Raw genomic sequence first — 21,688 nt, forward strand, 5'->3', positions numbered from 1 at the left:
ATAGCTTCAAAATAGAAAAATACATATGGTTAAAAACGGATAAGAGGTGAATTGGATGAAGAAGATTGGTGTTCTGACAAGCGGTGGGGATTCTCCAGGAATGAATGCTGCCATTCGGGCGGTTGTGCGTAAAGGTATTTACCATGAGCTTGAAGTGTACGGGATTTATGGCGGATATGCCGGATTGATGAACGGGAACATCCATAAGCTTGAAATAGGTTCGGTTGGGGATATTATTCAAAGAGGGGGAACGATCCTCCAATCTGCAAGAGCATTAGAATTTAAAACAAGAGAAGGCCAGCAGCAGGGAATTGAACAAATGAAGAAGTTGGGAATCGAAGGCCTGGTGGTCATTGGCGGAGATGGTTCTTACCGTGGAGCAAAAGCTCTCACAGAACAAGGTTTTCCGTGTGTAGGTATACCGGGAACGATTGATAATGACATTCCCGGGACGGAATTTACGATTGGATTTGATACAGCACTTAACACAGTTATAGCTGCAATAGATAAAATCAGGGATACTGCCAGCTCACATGAACGCACTTTCATTATTGAAGTAATGGGGCGTGATGCTGGTGATATTGCTCTTTGGGCTGGACTTGCGGGAGGCGCGGAAACTATCCTGATCCCGGAAGAAAATTATGATGTGAAGGATATCGTTGATAAACTGCGGCGAGGCAATGAACGTGGCAAGAAACATAGTATCATTGTTATTGCTGAAGGTGTAGGCAGCGGAGTTGACTTGGCCCGTGAGTTAAAAGAGCTAACCGATTTTGATACAAGGGTTTCCGTTCTTGGACATATCCAGCGCGGCGGATCTCCAACGGTCAGGGACCGCGTTCTGGCCAGCCGGCTTGGTGCCCGGGCAGTTGAGCTTCTAATTGAAGGAAAAGGCGGAAGGGCAGTCGGTATCGAAAAAAATAGCATTGTTGATTACGATATAATTGAAGTATTGGAAGAAAAGAAACATGTCCTTGATCTCGATATTTATAAATTATCACAGGAATTGTCTATTTAAGGTTAGCTAACAGGAGGAACTAAAATGCGCAAAACTAAGATTGTCTGTACAATTGGACCAGCAAGTGAGAGTGTTGAAAAACTCAGTTCATTAATGGAAGCAGGAATGAATGTAGCACGCCTGAATTTCTCTCATGGTGACTTCGAGGAGCATGGTGCTAGAATTTCAAGAATCCGTGAAGCGGCTGAAAAGACCGGTAAAAACGTTGCAATCCTATTGGATACGAAAGGCCCTGAAATTCGGACCAATAACATGAAGGATGGCGCAATTGAGCTAAAATCAGGCAATGAAGTCATTGTTTCAATGACTGAAGTTGAAGGTACAGAGGAAATGTTTTCTGTTACTTACCCTGGCCTTATTGACGATGTTCACCCAGGTTCGAGGATTCTTCTTGATGATGGCTTAATTGGTCTGGAAGTACTCGAGATTAATAAAGAGAAGCAAACAATCAAAACAAAAATTCTAAACAGCGGCACTTTAAAAAATAAAAAAGGTGTTAACGTCCCGGGTGTTTCAGTAAATTTACCGGGAATTACTGAAAAGGATAAGAACGATATCCTATTCGGTATTAGCCAGGGCGTTGATTTCATCGCTGCTTCTTTTGTTCGAAGGGCAAAAGATGTTCTTGAAATCCGTCAGCTTTTAGAAGATAACAATGCTTCCCACATTCACATCATCCCTAAAATTGAAAACCAGGAAGGCGTTGATAATATTGACGAAATCCTTGAAGTTTCAGATGGTTTGATGGTAGCACGTGGAGACCTTGGTGTTGAGATTCCTGCCGAGGAAGTACCGCTTGTCCAAAAATTGCTCATCAAAAAGTGTAATGCTGAAGCCAAACCGGTTATTACAGCTACGCAAATGCTTGATTCTATGCAAAGAAACCCAAGGCCGACACGCGCTGAAGCGAGTGACGTTGCAAACGCGATTTTCGACGGAACAGATGCAATCATGCTTTCTGGCGAGACAGCTGCAGGACTCTACCCGGTTGAAGCTGTCCAAACTATGCATAACATCGCTTCAAGAGCTGAAGAAGCACTAAACCATAAAGAAATCCTAACAGCACGCAGCAAAGATACTGAACACAATACCACTGATGCTGTTGCTCAATCGGTTGCACACACTGCCCTTAACCTGGAGGTAAGTGCTATCATCACTCCTACGGTAAGCGGCCACTCTGCAAAAATGGTTTCCAAATACCGTCCAAAGGCTCCAATCGTCGCTGTAACATCAGATGCAGGCGTACGCAGGCGTCTAGGGCTTGTATGGGGTGTTTATCCTCAGTTGGGCAGACAAGTTAAAGGTACTGACGAAATGCTCGATATTGCAGTTGGCGAAAGCTTAAACAGCGGCATTGTAAAGCATGGCGATTTAGTTGTTATTACTGCAGGTGTGCCAGTTGCAGAAGCTGGAAGCACGAATATGATGAAAATCCATATCGTTGGTGATATTCTTGCAAAAGCTCAGGGCATTGGCAAAAAATCAGCCTATGGAAGAGCTGTAGTTGCACGAAATGCAGAGGAAGCAAACGCAAAAGTACAGCCGGGCGATATCCTTATCACATTCGGCAGCGATCGTGATATGATGCCTGCAATTGAAAAGTGTGGAGCGCTTATTACTGAAGAAGGCGGGCTGACAAGCCATGCAGCAGTTGTAGGCCTTAATGTAGGTATTCCAGTCATCGTTGGGGTCGAAAACGCAACTTCGATCTTTAAGGATGGCCAGGAACTTACAGTAGATGCTAGTACTGGATTTATCTATGACGGACATGCAAGCGTACTATAAGAAGACTATTGAGTTCTAACACAATAGTCTAAACAAAAAGAAGGGGAGTTCCCTTCTTTTTGTTTATTCGCATGAATGCGCCGTTCCCGTCCCTTAACACATTACGAGAAAATCACGGGTATGCAGCCTTTATCAATCAAAGGGATATCCGTGCTAGTTGATGCTTCACAAAAGTGCCAATGACCAATAACCGTAATTATTTATTTTTGTTATACTTGCTTAAAGGATAAAAAGTTATTTTAATAGGAGGGCCTCGCTTGTTCCGAATATGGTTCTTTATCTTAATTATAGCTGTACCAGCAGCTGAAATTGGTGTATTGCTTTGGTCAGGCAAACAGATTGGCGTCCCTTTGACTGTACTGCTGATTATTTTGACAGGTATTCTCGGAACGTATCTGGCACGAAGCCAGGGAATGAAGATTATCAATCAGGCAAGGCAGCAGCTCAACTATGGCCAAATGCCCGGTGACGCTGTTCTGGACGGGGTATGCATCCTGATTGGGGGTACAATGCTGCTATCGCCTGGTTTTCTAAGTGATGTGTTCGGGATTCTCCTGCTATTGCCGTTAACCAGGAAGTTTTTTAAACGATGGCTGGCACTTGCTATTAAACGTTGGATAAATAAAGGCAATGTAAAAATAATAAGATGAACAAACAAAATCGCAAGTGCCTTTGTGTGACGGGCAAAGGCACCACGTTCCAGGTAAAGAACCGTCTGTCTCTGCGATGTTAATTCAAGGGAGCTGTTATTTGTCTCTCTGCGATACTTATCCTGCCGGAGCATTCCTTTTTTAAGTTAGACAGTTCCGATATATTTTCTACTATTAAAACAAACGCCGGAATCCCCAGAGATCCGGCTTTTATATTTTATAATTCACTTGATTCCAGAATGATGGCCTTTGATATAGGTCCAAATATCTCTAAATACATTTGCTCGTCTTAATGTGTTTATAACTACGAGCACAACTGGACCAACGATAAGTCCTAGAAACCCTAGCACTTTAAAGCCTACAAATAGAGCGACCAATGTCGCCAGTGGATCCAGCCCGATATTTGAAGACAAAATTTTAGGTTCCATGACCTGTCGTTGGACTAACACAATGATGTAAAGAACACCAAGGCCGATGGCAAGCCTGATATCGCCCGAAATGACTTCAAATAAAATCCATGGAACGAAAACTGCTCCGGTTCCAAGGTACGGAATAATATCGACAAGGCCGGCAACGAGTGCAATTGTAATTGCGTAATCAACTCGAAGAAAAAGCAGCCCGATTAAAATAATCACTGTTGTAATTGAGATTAGAGTCAGCTGCGCCTTTGCAAAGCCGAAAAGGGCTCTTTTTAATTCAACAAACACTTTTCTGCTGCTTGTCCAGGCTTTTCCAGGCACAAGGCGCCCGCCAATAGCTGTAAGACGGTACCAGTCTTTACTAATAAAAAAGGTTGCTAGGAAAGAAAAGATCAGTACAGTTGCTGCATTTGGAAACCACCCGAGAATAGCAGGTATATTTTCAAAAAAACCTTGCAGGAAATCTCCAACTGTTGTTCCGAACTTTTGGCCTGCATTTTGAATGTTTTTCAAAATAGTTTCTTGCTGACCTGCATCAAGATCGTTGAACATCCCTGTCACCTGGTTGTAAAGAGGGATTACTTGTGAAGCAAACCAGATCTCGCTAAACCGCACAAGCGTATTCAAATGGGATGGAAGTACAGCAGCCAAATAAGTGGCACCACTTACAATCTCAGCGACTAAAAGGGTAATGATTCCCGCAAATATCGAAACTAACAAAAGGAGAGTAAGAAGTACGGCAACAGGCCTTGGCATTCTCCCCTTTTTTTCCATAAGATTAACAGCCGGATTCATCAGAAAAGCAATAATGAATGCAATAAGGAACGGATAGGCAATAACAGACACATAATAAACTGAAATAAGCAAAAACACTGAAATTACGATAATAAATAATAATTTGATGGCCCGGTTAAGATAAACGGAGTTCAATGACATTGCCTCCCTGGGTTTAGTCGTTCTTTATAAAGCGAAAACTTGTAATTTAGTGTGAGTAGTCATTTGGATCTGTAAGTTATTTGGCTCGTTCGGCAAGAGTGTTTAATATCCGTACCCAACGGCTAGATTTAATCTAAACATATTGATTTTTTTAGAGCGCAAGTATTCGAATACTCAAGATAAAGTAAGTGGAGGTCAATGCTCAAGTACCTCATAAAGAAGGGAAGACCTATCATGTATCAGGCATATTTATTCTTGTTTCTGCTGCTCGGCATTGCTTTTGCAGCAAAAAATCAATCGCTTATGATTGCTATTACTGTTTTGCTTTTATTAAAAATGATTGGCCTTGATGGAAAAGCTTTTTCCTACCTGCAGACTAGAGGCATTAATTGGGGTGTAACAATTATTACGATTGCAGTGCTTGCCCCCATTGCAAATGGCACCATAGGTTTTAAGGATTTAGGAGGAGCCTTCAAATCCCCATATGCCTGGATTGCATTGCTTTCCGGTCTGTTGGTAGCGATGCTTGCTAAAGGTGGAGTAACGCTTCTTGCAGAAGACCCGCATATCACGACTGCGCTTGTATTAGGCACAATCCTCGCCGTCTCCCTTTTCAATGGGGTCGCTGTAGGACCTTTAATTGGCGCAGGAATTGCATATGCAGCAATGAAGCTACTGGATTTTTTCCCTCGTTAAAAGGCAGTAAGACCCCCACCTCAAGTTCCAAGTATGCGAGTGAGAAGTGGGGGATTAAATGCCTAAAACTAACAACTAATGGAAAACAAGCAAAAAGATTTTTACAATATGGCATGTAAATTGCTTTAGGATTATACCTGCGCCGTCTATGAAAGATGAACCCCTGTTCCCTTATATGCGGCTATCAGAATAGTTATGCCAGGTTGTCCATAATGAACTTCCATTTTTTTAAAGATATTGGAAATAGATTAATCAAACGGATTAAAATTTTCATAGTCATCTTTTTCTACTAATATAGTAATTTTAATTTTTCCAAATCCTTTTCGTTCACAAAAATCTGATAATTGTTTATAATAGAACGTGTAAGCGCAATCTTTTTTACATATAACCTATTGTTATGATTAAATAATTGTGTATAGTGTATAGTGGAAAGGAATGAGGCAGTTACCTATCCAGTATTGGAAGGGCTGCCATAAAGTTTGGCATGTGCCTAACGGCATATGCTGATTTTTTCGGGGACATTCCGAGCGAGCGCTCAAACTTTTGTTTTTATTCCATAAACACTATAGGACAGAGGCATGGGGAAAATTTAAAAGGCAAAGGAGAGATTGGAGATGTCAGTTACACGCGGTCTCGAAGGAGTTGTTGCAACAACCTCTTCCATCAGCTCAATCATCGACGATACATTGACGTATGTAGGATTTGATATCGATGATTTAGCAGAGAATGCTAGTTTCGAAGAAGTTATTTACTTGCTATGGCACCGCAAGCTTCCTACAGAAACAGAGCTTGAAGTGCTGAGGGGCCAATTGGCTGCTGAAGCAAGCCTGCCGCAGGAAGTGTTAGACCATTTTAAAATGTATCCAATTCAATCAGTGCATCCAATGGCAGCCCTAAGATCTGCGGTTTCACTACTAGGATTGTACGATACAGAAGCAGACCTCATGGATCAGGAGGCAAACTATCGGAAGGCGGTCAGGCTGCAAGCTAAAATGCCGTCACTAATTACTGCGTTTGCCAGGATTCGAAAAGGGCTGGAGCCTGTAGCGCCAAGGCAGGATCTTGGCTTTGCGGCGAACTTCCTTTATATGCTTACTGGAAATGAACCAGATGCGATTGCTGTAGAAGCCCTGGACAAAGCACTTGTCCTCCATGCAGACCATGAATTGAATGCTTCAACTTTCACTGCAAGGGTTTGTGTGGCAACCCTTTCTGATGTCTACTCTGGTGTTACAGCGGCAATTGGTGCATTGAAAGGCCCTCTTCATGGGGGAGCAAACGAAGCGGTTATGAAGATGCTGAAAGAGATTGGAACGCTTGAAAATGTGGAGCCTTATGTCAGGGGCAAACTGGCGAATAAAGAGAAAATCATGGGCTTTGGCCACCGTGTCTATCGCCAGGGTGACCCGCGTGCAAAACATCTTCGCGCCATGTCGAAAAAGTTGACTGAGCTAACTGGAGAGCCTCATTGGTATGAGATGAGTACACGCATTGAAGAAATTGTTACGGGCGAAAAGAATCTTCCGCCAAACGTCGATTTCTATTCCGCTTCCGTATATCATAGTCTTGGAATTGACCATGACTTGTTTACACCTATTTTTGCAGTAAGCCGTGTCTCAGGCTGGCTTGCCCATATTCTCGAACAATATGATAATAACAGGCTAATCCGCCCGCGCGCCGATTATAACGGCCCTGGAATGCAGAAGTATGTGCCAATCGGCCTGCGTTAACGATTGTTGAACATTTTACTTTCCTGTTTCCACATGGTGTAATAGATTAGCAGGGACTCATGTTTTAACCGGGTTCCCTTCGCAGCCGTAAGGGTTAGAAGCTATGGCTTCTAACCTTTATCCCGCGGCGAAGTAAATTAGTAGGTTTAGTATTTGAACAATGGAGGGAGTTTTTAGGATGCAAGGAGAAAAAATTACAGTACAAAACGGGGTATTGAATGTACCTAACAATCCAGTCGTTCCATTCATTGAAGGAGACGGAACTGGCCCTGATATTTGGGCATCGTCCGTACGGGTTCTTGATGCAGCGGTTGAAAAAGCATATAAGGGTGAAAAGAAAATAGTTTGGAAGGAAGTTCTTGCCGGGGAAAAAGCGTTCAATCAAACTGGTGAATGGCTTCCTAAGGAAACGCTAGAGACAATCAACGAATACCTGATTGCAATCAAAGGTCCTTTGACCACTCCAATTGGTGGTGGAATCCGTTCCTTGAACGTTGCACTTCGCCAGGAGCTTGATCTGTTCGTTTGCTTGCGTCCAGTAAGATGGTTTGAAGGCGTTCCTTCACCGGTAAAACGTCCGCAAGATACTGACATGGTAATCTTCCGTGAAAACACAGAGGACATTTATGCGGGAATTGAGTACCAAAAGGGATCCGATGAAGTCAAAAAGCTTATCGACTTCCTGCAAACTGAAATGGGTGTAAACAAAATCCGTTTCCCGGAAACATCCGGTATCGGTATTAAGCCTGTTTCCGAAGAAGGTACAACACGCCTTGTACGCGCAGCCCTCGATTATGCAATCAAGGAAGGCCGCAAATCGCTTACACTTGTACATAAAGGTAATATCATGAAGTACACAGAAGGTGCCTTCAAAAACTGGGGCTATGAATTGGCTGAAAAAGAATTCGGAGATAAAGTGTTTACTTGGGCACAGTATGACCGCATTAAAGATGAGCAGGGAACTGAAGCCGCTAATAAGGCTCAGGCTGACGCAGAAGCGGAAGGCAAAATCATTGTAAAGGATGCAATTGCCGACATCTTCCTTCAGCAAATTCTTACTCGGCCAAAAGAGTTTGACGTTGTTGCAACTATGAACCTGAACGGTGACTACATTTCCGATGCCCTTGCTGCACAGGTTGGCGGAATTGGTATCGCACCAGGCGCAAACATCAACTATGAAACTGGCCATGCTATTTTTGAAGCGACTCATGGAACAGCACCTAAGTATGCAGGTCTCGACAAGGTAAACCCTTCTTCTGTTATCCTATCCGGTGTCTTGTTGCTTGAACATCTTGGCTGGAATGAAGCGGCAAACCTAATCGTAAAATCCATGGAGAAAACTATTGCTTCCAAGGTTGTCACATATGATTTTGCTCGTTTGATGGAAGGCGCCACAGAAGTTAAAACTTCGCAATTTGGCGATGAACTGATTAAGAACATGGAATAGGGATGGGAGCAGGCGGCTATGTCCGCCTGTTGGTCAATTTTAAAAAACGGAGAACAAGGGGGATATTTTCATGTCACTGAAACGCAAAAAGATTTCGGTTATCGGAAGTGGTTTCACGGGTGCCACTACAGCTTTCCTGTTGGCACAGAAGGAATTGGGAGATGTAGTTCTCGTTGATATTCCACAAATGGAAAACCCGACAAAAGGAAAAGCTCTTGACATGCTTCAGGCTGGCCCGGTACAGGGATTTGATGCGAACATCACCGGTACATCAAGCTATGAAGACACAAAAGATTCCGATATTGTCGTTATTACTGCAGGCATTGCCCGTAAGCCCGGCATGAGCCGTGACGATCTCGTCCAAACAAACCAGAAAATCATGAAAAGCGTTGCTCAGGAAGTCGTCAAGTATTCTCCTAATAGTTTCATCGTCGTTTTGACCAACCCAGTCGATGCTATGACCTATACTGTATTCAAGGAAACAGGATTCCCTAAGAACCGAGTCATTGGCCAGTCCGGCGTCCTTGACACAGCCCGTTTCCGCACTTTTATTGCCCAGGAACTGAACTTGTCTGTTAAAGATATTACAGGTTTCGTTCTTGGTGGGCATGGAGACGAAATGGTACCTCTTGTCCGTTATTCCTATGCTGGAGGCATTCCGCTAGAGACGCTCATTTCAAAGGAACGCCTGGATAGTATCGTAGAGCGTACTCGCAAAGGCGGCGGTGAAATTGTTAACCTACTAGGAAATGGGAGTGCATACTATGCTCCTGCCGCTTCCCTTGTAGAAATGTGTGAAGCTATCCTGAAAGACCAGAGGCGTGTTCTTCCATCCATTGCCTATCTAGAAGGCGAGTATGGATATGAAGGCATCTATCTTGGTGTACCTACCATCCTTGGTGCTAACGGTATCGAAAAAGTTATTGAACTTGAGTTGACGGAAGAGGAAAAGGCTGCACTTGATAAGTCTGCCGAGGCTGTCAGAAATGTCATGACTGTCCTAGCGTAAATCGAGACCTAACAAAATTCGGGGGCAGCCCCCGAATTTTTTGCTAACTTGAAAGTGTTTTTAGTATTGTGCATAGGATGGCTTTTAGAAATTTATTTTTTTAGCAATGGAATAAATCGATTAATTTTGGCTGTGCCTGGTTCTTGACGACCCAGCAGGTAAAGAGAAAAAGGGTAGGGTCGTCAATAAAGGTTCTTGACGACCCTGCTGGTTAAGAAATAAAAGGTGCGGTCGTCAATAGAGGTTCTTGGCGACCCTGCAGGTAAAGAAATGGATAGTGCGGTCGTCAATAGAGATTCTTAACGACTTTGAAGGTAAAGAATTTAAGGGCAGAGTCGTCAATAAAGGTTCACTAACCTTTTTTACCGTTAGGATTTCATTGTAGAGACATCGGGGGAGAAAATGCGGATGTATTTTCGAACGAGTCTTCGCGTACAGCCAACAATTCCAATAAATAAACAAAATCCATTAACACAGCTTTCTAAAAGCATATAATGCATGTCAGTCCTTTGGGTAAAATAATTACTTACACCCATTAAAAAGCATTAAGACCAAATTCCGCTTCCGCTGGAGGTGCCAACAGTGATTTTAGGAAAAAAGCGCAAATTAGGCAGAAGGATTGAGGAAATTAAACCCGGCGAAAAATTGGCCCTTACTGAAAAAATTGAGGATAGGGATTTGCTTCTGTATCTCGGCCTTACAAATGATGCAAACCCACTTTATATTCAGCATGACTATGCATCGCAAACACCCTATGGAAAACCAATTGTTCCAGCAGTTATGCTGATAGGTGTTATTACCTCAGCCATAACTAAATATCTTCCTGGGCCTGGAAGCCACATCTTATCCCAGGAACTTGAGTTTCCAAAGCCAGTCTACCATTATGGAACCGTAGATTTTCTGCTTGAAGTGATTGAGGTAGATGAGAAGAAGCATGCGATTACCATTTCAATCGAAGGCACGAATGAAAAAAAAGAGCCGGTTATAACAGGAAAAGTGAAAGTCTGCCCTCCCCATCCTCTTGCTGATATGGATGGCAGCGTACTTGAAAACTTTTAAGGCAGCTAAAAAGCTGTCTTTTTCTTGTTCAAGGAAATTATAGTTTTGGCCACTGTGGATACTTTTATTACTGAGCGTATCTACGTCTAGCTCCAGCGCCTATCGCCTAGCAAACTTCAGGCCTCCTCCCTACGATAAGTCATCATCGAATCGCTAGCGCTCTTCGTGATTCCTTTATCTCAGCCGAAGTCCCTCCATTTTGTACGGCGATTACCAAGGCGCTTGCGCTTTTGTTCTTTGTTTTTGGAAAAGTCCGGAGTTCATATGATTTCGTAGGCATTTTTGATAACACTTCAGCTAAAAATAGAAGTTAAACCAAGCCATTTAAGCTTAAAGAAATGCCAAAGGGCAGGGACTTTACTGAATGGAGCGGAGGACACGCAGCCCGCCGGATATTCGCAATCTGATAAACTCAATAAGTCCCTTTATGCTTGGTTAACATGTGTTCAGAAAGGAAACCTGGATAAATCAGCACCTATTTTGGTATACGCAGGAGATTTCGCTTTTCTTGAAGCCATTATTTTTTTCCTATACTATAGAATTGATAGAAACTTTAAAAGTAGAAGAACAATAAAAGAACCGGGGGACATTATGAAGAAAAAAGTGCTGGTTGTGGATGATGAACAGTCTATTGTTACGTTATTAAAGTACAATCTTGAGCAAGGCGGCTATGAGGTAATCACCGCTATGGATGGAGAAGAAGGCCGGGAAACAGCTTTGCGGGATAAACCGGACATGATTATTCTGGACCTCATGCTTCCTGGCATAGACGGAATTGAAGTGTGCAAACAGCTGCGCCAGCAAAAAATTATGATTCCCATCCTCATGTTGACAGCGAAGGATGATGAACTTGATAAGATTCTTGGCCTTGAACTTGGCGCGGATGATTATATGGTGAAACCATTTAGCCCGAGGGAGGTTCTTGCCCGTGTCAAAGCAATTCTCCGAAGATCCGCTCAATTCCAGGAAAAGCAACAGGAGGAGCCCGTCGAACAGGAAGCAATACAGATTGGGGCCTTGAAGGTCTACCCTGATCGGTTTGAAGCGTTTTTCAATGAAGAGGTCCTCGAACTGACTCTTAAAGAGTTCGAATTGCTCAATTGCCTGGCACAAAACAAAAACCGTGTCCTGACCAGAGATCAGCTTCTTAGCACCGTCTGGAATTATGACTTCGCAGGAGATACAAGGATTGTGGATGTACATATATCTCATCTTAGGGAAAAAATAGAGTCAGATACCAAAAAGCCGCAATATATTAAAACAATCCGGGGGTTGGGCTATAAACTAGAGGAGCCTAAAGGAGAATGACAAAATATAGGACAAGGCTTTTAATTGCCCTTGTCTTCCTGATTGTTGTAGTTCTGCTTGGTCTCGGACTTTTACTCGGACAGTTGTTCAAGGATTATTATATCGACTCGTTCTATGAGCGTCTCGAAAAAGAAGGTAACCTTGTCAGCCGTTATATAGAGGATTATGGAGGCCTTGAAGGCACCGATAAGCAGGAATTGGGCAAGTTTGGCGATGATCTGGGAGCAGGTATTATTCTGGCTGACAGAAAGGGCAATATTTTATACAGCAGCAGGGAAGCAGCTTTAAACACCGAAGGAATGGTGAAGGACGCCATTTCCGGTAAGAAGGAGCGGAAGCGTTTCTTTAACTTAAAAGATGATCAAGATACACATTATTATTGGACTGAAATAAGTAATGGAGACATAACCGAAGGCTACCTTTTTCTAAGTCTTGCATCAAGTGAGTTAAAAGATGCGTACAAAAATATATGGTGGCTTCTTTCCATTAGCCTTTTCCTTGCTCTTATTATCATAACGCTTCTGGGGATGAGAATCACCAAGCGGTATGCAAAGCCCATCGAATCGGCTGCCAATGTTGCTATGGAGCTTGCCAAAGGGAATTACCGTGCACGTACTTATGTAGAAGATAAGGTTGATGAAACAGGACTGCTGAGTTCTTCTATCAATGTTTTGGCCAGGAATCTCGAGGATATGGCCAGATCTCAGGAAATGCAGCAGGAACGGCTGACCACCCTGATTGAAAATATCGGAAGCGGTCTGGTTCTTATTGATAGCCGCGGATTTATCAACTTAATAAACCGGGGATATAGCGATATTTTTGATGTCGATTCGGCAGATGTGCTTAATAAACAATATTATGAGGCGATTCCATACCCGGAAATTAATGAAATGATTGAAACTATCTTTATCACTGAGAAAAAGCAGCATGCGCAGGTCGTCCTTCCAATCTCGATTGAACGAAGACATTTTGATGTATCAGCACTCCCAATTATCAGTACCCATAGTGTCTGGAAAGGGGTCTTGCTCGTATTTCATGATATTACTGAGCTCAAGAAACTGGAGCAAGTGCGCAAGGATTTTGTTGCAAACGTATCTCACGAGTTAAAGACACCGATTACATCTATTAAGGGATTTACTGAAACATTGCTTGACGGGGCAATGAACGATGAAAAAGCGCTTCGGGATTTCCTTTCGATTATACAGAAGGAAAGCGACAGGATTCAGCATCTAATTCAGGATCTACTTGATTTATCAAAAATAGAACAGCATAATTTCCGGCTCGATATTTCTAAATTTGATGTCGTAAGCCTTGTGAAGGAGGTCACGACTCTCCTTGAAGGAAGGGCAACCGAAAAAAATATTACGGTTAACGTCTTCAATGACCCAGAACAACTGGAGATGGAAGGAGATCCATACCGGCTCAAGCAAGTTATCATTAATTTAATGTCAAATGCCATTGCATATACTCCCCGGGACGGGCAAATTGAAGTAACTGTTCAAGATACCGGGAAAAGGGTAAGACTGATGGTGAAGGATAATGGTATGGGAATAGCACCGGCCGAAATTCCAAGGATATTTGAACGTTTTTACAGGGTGGATAGGGACAGAAGCAGGAATTCAGGCGGAACTGGCCTTGGCCTTGCGATTGTAAAACATATTGTAGAAGCCCATCATGGAAAAATTGTCGTGAAGAGCAACCCTGGCAATGGAAGTGAATTCATTCTCGAGTTCAGGAAGTCATTCAGGGGCAGGTCTAAAAGATGACCGTTTAAGGATGGAATTTTTAACATGCTATAGCTGTCTGGCGGGTTTTGCGAAATGAGGAGGAATTGATTTGGAAAAGAAAAAATTAGTTTTAATTGACGGAAACAGCATTGCCTACCGTGCCTTTTTTGCATTGCCGCTCCTGAACAATGAAAGAGGCATCCATACAAACGCTGTGTATGGTTTTACAATGATGCTGAACAAAATACTTGAGGATGAAAAACCGACTCATATGCTTGTAGCGTTTGATGCCGGCAAGACAACATTCCGCCATAGCACGTTCAGCGAGTATAAAGGCGGCAGGCAAAAAACACCGCCAGAGCTTTCCGAACAATTCCCATTCATCCGTGAATTGCTGGATGCCTACCAAATTCCACGATATGAACTTGAAAATTATGAGGCAGATGATATCATTGGAACTCTTTCCTTAAAGGCGGAACAGGAAGGGTATGATGTCAGGGTCATTTCCGGAGACAAGGATTTAACCCAGCTTTCTTCTGATAAAACAACTGTCGGAATTACAAGGAAGGGTATCACCGACATTGAGGAGTATACTCCGGAACATATAAAAGAAAAATACGGGCTTGCGCCGTGGCAAATAATTGATATGAAGGGGCTTATGGGAGATTCTTCAGATAATATTCCAGGGGTTCCAGGTGTAGGTGAGAAGACAGCAATTAAGCTGTTAAAAGAATTTGAAACGCTTGAAAAGCTCCTGGAATCGACTGACAAGGTTTCCGGGAAAAAGCTGCGTGAAAAGCTTGAAGAATTCAGGCAGCAGGCAATCATGAGCAAAGAATTGGCCACGATTACAAGAGAAGCTCCCGTTGAGATTCAACTCGATAATATTTCATTTGAGGGCTATGATCGGGAGAAACTTATTTCGATTTATAAAGAGCTTGGCTTCAATTCACTTTTAGAGAAATTAGGGGGAGACGAGGGCGTCGGAGCAGATGACACTGAGCTTACCGAAGTTGACGTTGAAATACTTGACGAAATAACTCCTGATTTATTAACAGATGATTCGGCACTTTATGTCGAGATTCTTGATGATAATTACCATTATGCAGATATCATCGGTTTTTCAATTGTAAATGAAAAAGGGAACTATTTTATTCCTTCAACAATTGCCTTCGAGTCGCAGGCATTTAAGGAATGGGCAGAGGATGAATCCAGCCTTAAAGTCGTGTACGATGCAAAAGGTACTGAGGTTGCACTTAGGCGCCGCGGAATTCATTTGAAGGGTGTCGTATTCGATGTATTCATTGCCGCTTATATTACCGACCCAACCGCGAGCTTTGATGATCTTTCTGCGATTGAAAAGAAATACCGGTTAAAGAATGTACAGGCTGATGATACCTTCTATGGACGGGGGGCAAAAAGGAAAGTTCCGGAACAGGCAGAACTTGCTGGCCATCTTGTGCGGAAGGGTATTGCTATCCGTAAGCTAAAGCCTCTTTTAGAAAAGGATTTGCGGGAAAACGGGCAGTATGAACTTTTTACAGAGCTCGAAATGCCATTGACGCTTGTGCTTGCCGATATGGAATCTGCGGGTGTAAAAGTGGACCTTGGGCAATTGAAAGCGATGGGCAAAGAGCTTCTTGAAAAATTGGCTGTCATAGAAGAACAAATCCATGAAATGGCTGGCGAAAAGTTTAATATCAATTCGCCAAAACAGCTGGGCACGATACTTTTTGAAAAACTAGGCATGCCGCATGGCAAAAAAACAAAAACAGGCTACTCCACATCAGCTGATGTATTGGAGAAGCTTTCTGCAGATCATGAAATTATCCGGCTGATCCTTGATTACAGGCAGTTAGGAAAACTTCAATCAACCTATATTGACGGGCTTTTGAAAGTCGTTGACCCTAAAACTGATAAAGTCCATACCCGCTTTAATCAAGCGCTAACTGCTACAGGCAGGCTTAGCTCAACGGATCCCAATCTGCAAAACATTCCTATCCGTCTTGAGGAAGGCAGGAAAATCCGGAAAGCATTTGTTCCATCTGAAGAAGGATGGGTCATATTTGCTGCAGACTATTCACAAATTGAACTGCGAGTGCTTGCCCATATTGCTGATGATGAGAAGCTCATTGATGCGTTTAAATCCGGGGAAGACATCCATACAAAAACTGCGATGGCCGTTTTCCATGTCGAGGCAGATGAGGTCACTTCTAATATGCGCCGCCATGCCAAGGCAGTTAACTTCGGGATTGTATATGGAATAAGTGATTTCGGTCTTTCCCAAAGCCTTGGGATTACCAGGAAGGAAGCAGGCCAGTTCATTGAACGCTACTTGCATAGCTACCCGGGTGTCCAGGACTATATGGAGGATATCGTCAAAATCGCCAAGCAGCAGGGCTATGTGACCACGTTGCTGCATAGAAGGCGGTATATTCCCGAAATTACAAGCCGCAACTTCAACCTGAGAAGCTTTGCAGAGCGGACAGCCATGAATACTCCAATCCAGGGAACTGCTGCAGATATTATAAAAAAAGCGATGGTCGAGATGGCTGATGCGTTAAGAAAAGAAGGTCTGAAGTCGAAGCTTCTTCTTTCCGTACATGACGAATTGATTTTTGAAGCACCAAAGGAAGAAATTGCAGTACTTGAAAAGCTTGTTCCTGAAGTTATGGAAAATGCAATCGAATTAAAGGTGCCTTTAAAGGTCGATTATTCATACGGACCGTCATGGTACGATGCAAAATAATGAATCAGTTTCTTCATAAAAGGAGGTGCCCGATTGCCTGAGCTTCCAGAGGTAGAAACGGTCCGAAAAACACTTGAACATTTAATTATTGGTAAAAAAATTAAAAATGTCTCGGTATTTTGGCCGAAAATGGTTAAAAATCCAGTGGATACAGAACAGTTCACAGATGCCCTAATGGGGCAGAGTTTTCTTGAAATCGGCAGACGGGGAAAGTTCCTGCTTCTTTATACTGATGACTTTACATTAGTTTCCCATCTGCGCATGGAAGGAAAATATTCGCTTGATTCGGCGGAGGAACCTGTTAATAAGCATACCCACGTAATTTTTCACTTTGAAGATGGATTCGAACTAAGGTACCGGGATGTCCGCAAATTCGGCACGATGCATTTATTCCTTAAAGGAACAGAATTTGAACAAGCGCCATTATTTGGGCTAGGACCGGAGCCTTTCTCAGTGGAATTCACTCCGGAATATCTTGCAGGAAAGCTTGCAAGAACCAACCGAAAGATTAAGCCGGCTCTATTAGACCAGACAATACTGGTCGGACTCGGCAATATTTATGTAGATGAGGCGCTGTTTAGGGCAAGAATTCATCCGGAGCGCCTCGCTAGCTCCCTTACAGAGGAAGAAATCGAGGTTCTCTACGACCAGATTGTCGCAACCCTTGGGGAAGCGGTTGAAAAGGGTGGAAGTACAATCCGATCCTATATAAATTCTCAAGGGCAGATGGGCATGTTTCAGCAGGAGCTGCTTGTTTACGGACGGAAGGATGAAGAATGCAAAGCCTGCGGGAATCCGCTTTCGAAGAGTGTTGTTGGAGGAAGGGGCACTCATTTTTGCCCTAACTGCCAAAGGCTTCAGGATGGCGGGGGAACAGTATGACACTTACAATTGGATTAACTGGCGGAATCGCGAGCGGCAAAAGTACAGTCTCCCGGATGTGTATGGAAATGGGAATGCCGGTTATTGATGCCGATGTTGAGGCACGCCTCGCCGTAGAGCCAGGTGAACCTGCCTATGAAAAAATAGTCTCCAGCTTTGGAAAAAGCATTCTCCTGCCTGATGGCGGGATTGATCGGCCGGCACTCGGCTCAATTGTGTTTAATAATGAAGAAAAGCGGCTGTTATTAAATTCTTTTGTACATCCAGAAGTTAGAAGAAGGATGCTTGGTAAAAAGGAGGATGCTATAAAAGCTGGAGCCCGAACGGTCATCCTTGATATCCCGCTCCTCTTTGAAAGCAAGCTGCAGTATATGGCTGATAAAACAGTTGTTGTTTATGTGGATCGTGAAGTTCAGCTAACCCGGCTGATGGAAAGGAATGCTTTTTCCAAAGAAGAGGCAGAGTCGCGCATCGGTTCGCAAATGCAGCTCTCGGAAAAAGCTGCCATGGCTGATGCTGTCATCAACAATAACGGTACAGTAGAGGAAACAAAACGCCAGCTATTGGAGATACTTGAAAAGTGGCAGGCAGGATATTAACGTTTATGAGGCCCCAAAAGTAAACTTTGGAGGCCTCATTTTTATTTGATTAAGACTAGAAATGTTCAACTCACTTATTGGTTACATTTCACCTCTCTTAAGCCCCCAAAATGTTACCAATACACCTCCTTGGTTACATTTCACCTTTCTCTAGAGCATGAAACGTTACTAATACACGTTATTGGTTACATTTCGCATGTCTTCAGAATCCAAAACGTTACCAATACATCATTTTTGGACAGCCCAGCCTCATATAGCAAAGATTATACTATACTCGTCAAGGGGAATTGGTTATACTATTCATGGTATTCTGATGAATTTTAAACATATCCTAGACGTTACACTATTTTTGAGAAATCTTTTTAAAAATGACACTTTATTTGGCACCTTTATTAACAAATATGTTATACTAATTCTATAAAAATGAGTTTAAAAGTATAACATAAATGAAGGAAGGGGCCGTTACATGAAGGCGAGAATAGCAATAAATGGATTTGGAAGAATCGGAAGAATGGTTTTCCGGAAGGCAATCCTTGAAAACGATATAGAAATTGTCGCGGTGAATGCCAGTTATCCTGCGGAAACATTGGCACACCTGTTAAAATATGATACAAACCATGGCACATTTGAAGGTACTATAGTTCCTCTTGAAGATGAATTGATTGTAAACGGTAAAAGGGTCAAATTACTGGCTAACAGAAACCCTGAGCAGCTGCCATGGGGTAAATTGGATATAGATATTGTGATTGAAGCTACTGGCAAATTCAATTCCCGTGAAAAAGCAGCTCTCCATCTTGATGCTGGCGCGAAAAAAGTTATTTTATCTGCTCCGGGTAAAAATGAGGATGTCACAATTGTAATGGGTGTGAATGAAGACGCACTAAACATTAATGAGCATGATATTATTTCAAATGCTTCATGCACAACAAACTGCCTTGCACCGGTTGCCAAAATTCTTGATGAGAAATTTGGTATTGATAATGGCTTGATGACAACTGTACATGCTTATACAAATGATCAGAAAAATATCGATAATCCACATCCGGATCTGAGAAGGGCCCGTGCGTGCGGCCAGTCTATTATCCCGACTACAACAGGTGCCGCCAAAGCTCTTGCGCTAGTGCTGCCGCAATTAAAAGGCAAGCTTCATGGTATGGCATTAAGGGTGCCGACTCCGAATGTTTCGCTGGTTGACCTGGTTGTAGACCTTAACAAGGATGTCACTATAGATGATGTTAATTCCGCGTTCATTGAAGCTGCCAATGGAGAATTAAAAGGGATTTTGTCATATACTGAGGAGCCGCTGGTTTCCATTGATTTTAATACGAACCCTCATTCTGCTATCATTGACGGGCTGTCCACCATGGTAATGGGAAGCCGAAAAGTAAAGGTGCTTGCCTGGTATGACAATGAATGGGGATATTCGTCAAGGGTAGTCGAACTGGCAAAATTCGTCGCATCGCAAATTTCTAAAAGGTCCGAAATGAAAGTTGGTTAACCTTCACTGATTTTTCAACTCTAAAAGCTGCCACATGTTGGCAGCTTTATTTTTTTGGACAAGTTTAAGTACTTTAAAAGAGCACTCCTTTAAGTAGATAGATGTTGCCCCCCCCTAATGGAAAACATTTACTGTAAGGGTATTTTGGTATAAGTGAATATAAGTGACATTTCATGATCGCCAGGTAGGCAAAGTGACATTCATAAAGGCGATGAGTGACATTTTACGGTCTCCAGGAGGACAAAATGTCATTCATAAAGGTGATGAATGACATTTCATGGTCGCTAGGAAGCCAAAATGTCATTCATAAGAAGCAGGAATGGAAAAGGAAAGAGAAACCAAAGTATTGTAGTTTCTCAGGTTGCAAAATGAATATAAAGGAAGTATACTAGTCATCGTGAACTTCTTGGAACTGGTATCCATTCATTACTTAAAGGGTTAGGACCTCATTGGACTAACTTTCCCCCGTGGTAATGGCCGGCTGCCGTCAGCACAAAGTTTCTGGAAGGAAGCAAAAATGTTAGAGGGGGATAATGAATATGGAAACACTAGGTAGACATGTGATCTCTGAACTTTGGGGATGCGATTTTGAGAAACTGAACAACATGGATTACATTGAACAAACATTTGTCGAAGCTGCATTAAGGTCTGGTGCGGAAATCCGTGAGGTGGCATTCCATAAGTTTGCACCGCAGGGAGTAAGTGGCGTAGTCATTATTTCCGAATCTCATCTGACGATTCATAGTTTTCCTGAACACGGCTATGCAAGCATTGATGTATATACGTGTGGAGATTTGAATCCAAATGTTGCCGCAGATTATATTGCTGCCGCCTTGAATGCAAAAACCCGGGAGAATATTGAGCTTCCACGTGGCATGGGCCCTGTCCAGGTTAAACAGGCAAAAGCCCTGTAACTTCATAACTACTACTATTCGAGGCGCTAACGAAGGCGCCTCTTTTTATTTTATTGGTAAAATGAGTTACACTTATTATATAAATGTTGCTGATATATTTTCAGCCCGAGAGAGACATGGAGGTAGGAACCTTGAAGTTATTTGCGCGTTTTCGAAATAGCTGTGAAACAAATGAAGGCCATGGGGATGCTGATTTGCGTACCCATTACTATCGTGCCAATAAGGATACGCTATTCGTCACAGTTGAAGGCATCATAAAGAAAAGAAAGGGCACGGTCATTACGGACTCCTCGAAGGAGCGTGGTGAAATTGCTGCTGATATAACCAATCCATTTGCTTCATTTTTAATTGCGACTATTGTAACTGTCAGGCCATTTGAAACCGCGGTCGATTTTCATCTATCCACTGAACGTTTTTCACCTTTGGGTAATTATCCAGCCTTGAAAAAGGTAATTCTTGAATTGTATGAAGAACTAGACAAGGCGCATACATATATTGGCGCTGGGAAAAACGCGGAATAAAGTGAACCTTCAATCAGTGGGGGTGTTCATCCCCCACTGATTGTTAGGTGAACCAATCGGACCTTTATGGGCAGTTGACCCCTGCCCAAATTCTTTTTCACCTTAAAATTTTGATTTTGGGGGTCTTACTGCCCATTAAGAGTGGAATAAATCTTGTACATTAAGTTTGTTTTTAATAAGATTAAAGGTGATGAAACTATTTAAATATCCCCGCCGGTCTCCTTTTTTGAGAAGGGCCGGAATGATGGAGCTGATTTAGTTTGAAATGCCCGGCATGCCAAAATAGCGGTACCCGTGTACTTGACTCCAGGCCTGTTGATGAAGGACGCTCGACAAGAAGGCGTCGTGAATGTGAAAAGTGCGGCTATCGGTTTACAACATTTGAAAAGGTGGAAGAAATCCCTTTGATTGTTGTAAAAAAGGAAGGAACCCGTGAAGAATTCAGCCGCGACAAGATACTGCGTGGGTTGATAAAAGCCTGTGAAAAGCGGCCCGTGCCACTCAAGGAGATTGAAGATATAACCGCAGATGTTGAAAAGGAACTCCGGAGCCAGGGTGTTTCGGAAATTAAAAGTGAGGCAATCGGTGAAATGGTGATGGACAGGCTAGCGCTTATTGATGAAGTCGCCTATGTCCGTTTCGCATCTGTTTACCGCCAATTCAAGGATATAAATGTCTTTATTGATGAGCTGAAAGAATTGATTAAAAAGGAACAGAAATAAGTATTCTAAGGGAACTCTT

Annotated in this window: 18 protein-coding genes; 17 read left to right on the forward strand and 1 reads right to left on the reverse strand. The window is 42.8% G+C overall.

The features are described 5' to 3' along the window. Window positions 1-55 precede the first annotated feature (55 nt). The 3 genes from pfkA to AM500_RS07870 all read left to right on the forward strand — a co-directional run bounded on the left by pfkA (window position 56) and on the right by AM500_RS07870 (window position 3,453). Window positions 56-1,018 carry a 6-phosphofructokinase gene (gene pfkA, locus AM500_RS07860; RefSeq protein ID WP_053598724.1) on the forward strand — a complete coding sequence of 321 codons (963 nt, stop codon included), beginning with the start codon at window positions 56-58 and terminating at the stop codon, window positions 1,016-1,018. 24 nt (window positions 1,019-1,042) lie between these two features. Beyond that, a complete protein-coding gene (gene pyk, locus AM500_RS07865; RefSeq protein ID WP_053598725.1) occupies window positions 1,043-2,803 on the forward strand; it encodes a pyruvate kinase in 1,761 nt (586 codons plus the stop codon). Window positions 2,804-3,060: 257 nt separating this feature from the next. Next, window positions 3,061-3,453, forward strand: a complete 393-nt coding sequence (locus AM500_RS07870; protein ID WP_231688126.1) for an FxsA family protein — start codon at window positions 3,061-3,063, stop codon at window positions 3,451-3,453. Between the two features lie 224 nt (window positions 3,454-3,677). Here the strand turns inward: AM500_RS07870 and ytvI are convergent, their stop codons facing one another. Then, entirely contained in the window at window positions 3,678-4,802 is a 1,125-nt protein-coding gene (ytvI, locus tag AM500_RS07875) for a sporulation integral membrane protein YtvI (protein ID WP_053598726.1), read from the reverse strand. Between the two features lie 240 nt (window positions 4,803-5,042). Between ytvI and AM500_RS07880 the strand changes: the two genes are divergently transcribed. The 14 genes from AM500_RS07880 to nrdR all read left to right on the forward strand — a co-directional run bounded on the left by AM500_RS07880 (window position 5,043) and on the right by nrdR (window position 21,669). Beyond that, on the forward strand, window positions 5,043-5,504 hold the full coding sequence (locus AM500_RS07880; protein ID WP_053598727.1) for a DUF441 domain-containing protein: 462 nt from the start codon (window positions 5,043-5,045) through the stop codon (window positions 5,502-5,504). Between the two features lie 614 nt (window positions 5,505-6,118). Then, complete coding sequence (gene citZ, locus AM500_RS07885; RefSeq protein WP_053598728.1) at window positions 6,119-7,234, forward strand: citrate synthase; 1,116 nt, start codon at window positions 6,119-6,121, stop codon at window positions 7,232-7,234. A gap of 178 nt (window positions 7,235-7,412) precedes the next feature. Then, entirely contained in the window at window positions 7,413-8,681 is a 1,269-nt protein-coding gene (icd, locus tag AM500_RS07890) for an NADP-dependent isocitrate dehydrogenase (RefSeq protein ID WP_053598729.1), read from the forward strand. 70 nt (window positions 8,682-8,751) lie between these two features. Further along, window positions 8,752-9,690, forward strand: a complete 939-nt coding sequence (gene mdh / locus AM500_RS07895) for a malate dehydrogenase (protein ID WP_053598730.1) — start codon at window positions 8,752-8,754, stop codon at window positions 9,688-9,690. Window positions 9,691-10,272: 582 nt separating this feature from the next. Next, the gene (locus tag AM500_RS07900; protein ID WP_043934132.1) at window positions 10,273-10,749 is read left to right on the forward strand and encodes a MaoC/PaaZ C-terminal domain-containing protein; all 477 of its coding nucleotides are present in this window, start codon (window positions 10,273-10,275) and stop codon (window positions 10,747-10,749) included. A gap of 591 nt (window positions 10,750-11,340) precedes the next feature. Then, on the forward strand, window positions 11,341-12,057 hold the full coding sequence (locus tag AM500_RS07905; protein WP_053601661.1) for a response regulator transcription factor: 717 nt from the start codon (window positions 11,341-11,343) through the stop codon (window positions 12,055-12,057). Then, window positions 12,054-13,823, forward strand: a complete 1,770-nt coding sequence (gene pnpS / locus AM500_RS07910) for a two-component system histidine kinase PnpS (RefSeq protein WP_053598731.1) — start codon at window positions 12,054-12,056, stop codon at window positions 13,821-13,823. Before AM500_RS07905 ends, pnpS begins: the two co-directional genes overlap by 4 nt. Before the next feature lie 70 nt (window positions 13,824-13,893). Next, window positions 13,894-16,533 carry a DNA polymerase I gene (polA, locus tag AM500_RS07915; RefSeq protein WP_053598732.1) on the forward strand — a complete coding sequence of 880 codons (2,640 nt, stop codon included), beginning with the start codon at window positions 13,894-13,896 and terminating at the stop codon, window positions 16,531-16,533. 33 nt (window positions 16,534-16,566) lie between these two features. Beyond that, window positions 16,567-17,415, forward strand: a complete 849-nt coding sequence (gene mutM / locus AM500_RS07920) for a DNA-formamidopyrimidine glycosylase (protein WP_053598733.1) — start codon at window positions 16,567-16,569, stop codon at window positions 17,413-17,415. After that, window positions 17,412-18,014, forward strand: coding sequence for a dephospho-CoA kinase (gene coaE, locus AM500_RS07925; RefSeq protein WP_053598734.1), 603 nt, complete (start codon window positions 17,412-17,414; stop codon window positions 18,012-18,014). Before mutM ends, coaE begins: the two co-directional genes overlap by 4 nt. 466 nt (window positions 18,015-18,480) lie before the next feature. After that, the gene (locus AM500_RS07930; RefSeq protein ID WP_053598735.1) at window positions 18,481-19,512 is read left to right on the forward strand and encodes a glyceraldehyde-3-phosphate dehydrogenase; all 1,032 of its coding nucleotides are present in this window, start codon (window positions 18,481-18,483) and stop codon (window positions 19,510-19,512) included. Window positions 19,513-20,051: 539 nt separating this feature from the next. Then, the gene (gene speD / locus AM500_RS07935; protein WP_053598736.1) at window positions 20,052-20,426 is read left to right on the forward strand and encodes an adenosylmethionine decarboxylase; all 375 of its coding nucleotides are present in this window, start codon (window positions 20,052-20,054) and stop codon (window positions 20,424-20,426) included. Window positions 20,427-20,557: 131 nt separating this feature from the next. After that, window positions 20,558-20,947: a hypothetical protein gene (locus AM500_RS07940; protein WP_053598737.1), complete on the forward strand. Its 390-nt coding sequence runs from the start codon at window positions 20,558-20,560 to the stop codon at window positions 20,945-20,947. Between the two features lie 260 nt (window positions 20,948-21,207). Then, window positions 21,208-21,669 carry a transcriptional regulator NrdR gene (gene nrdR, locus AM500_RS07945; protein WP_043934141.1) on the forward strand — a complete coding sequence of 154 codons (462 nt, stop codon included), beginning with the start codon at window positions 21,208-21,210 and terminating at the stop codon, window positions 21,667-21,669. The last annotated feature ends 19 nt before the right edge of the window (window positions 21,670-21,688 follow it).

Source organism: Bacillus sp. FJAT-18017 (genome assembly GCF_001278805.1).
In the GTDB taxonomy this organism is placed as follows: Bacteria; Bacillota; Bacilli; order Bacillales; family Cytobacillaceae; genus Bacillus_D.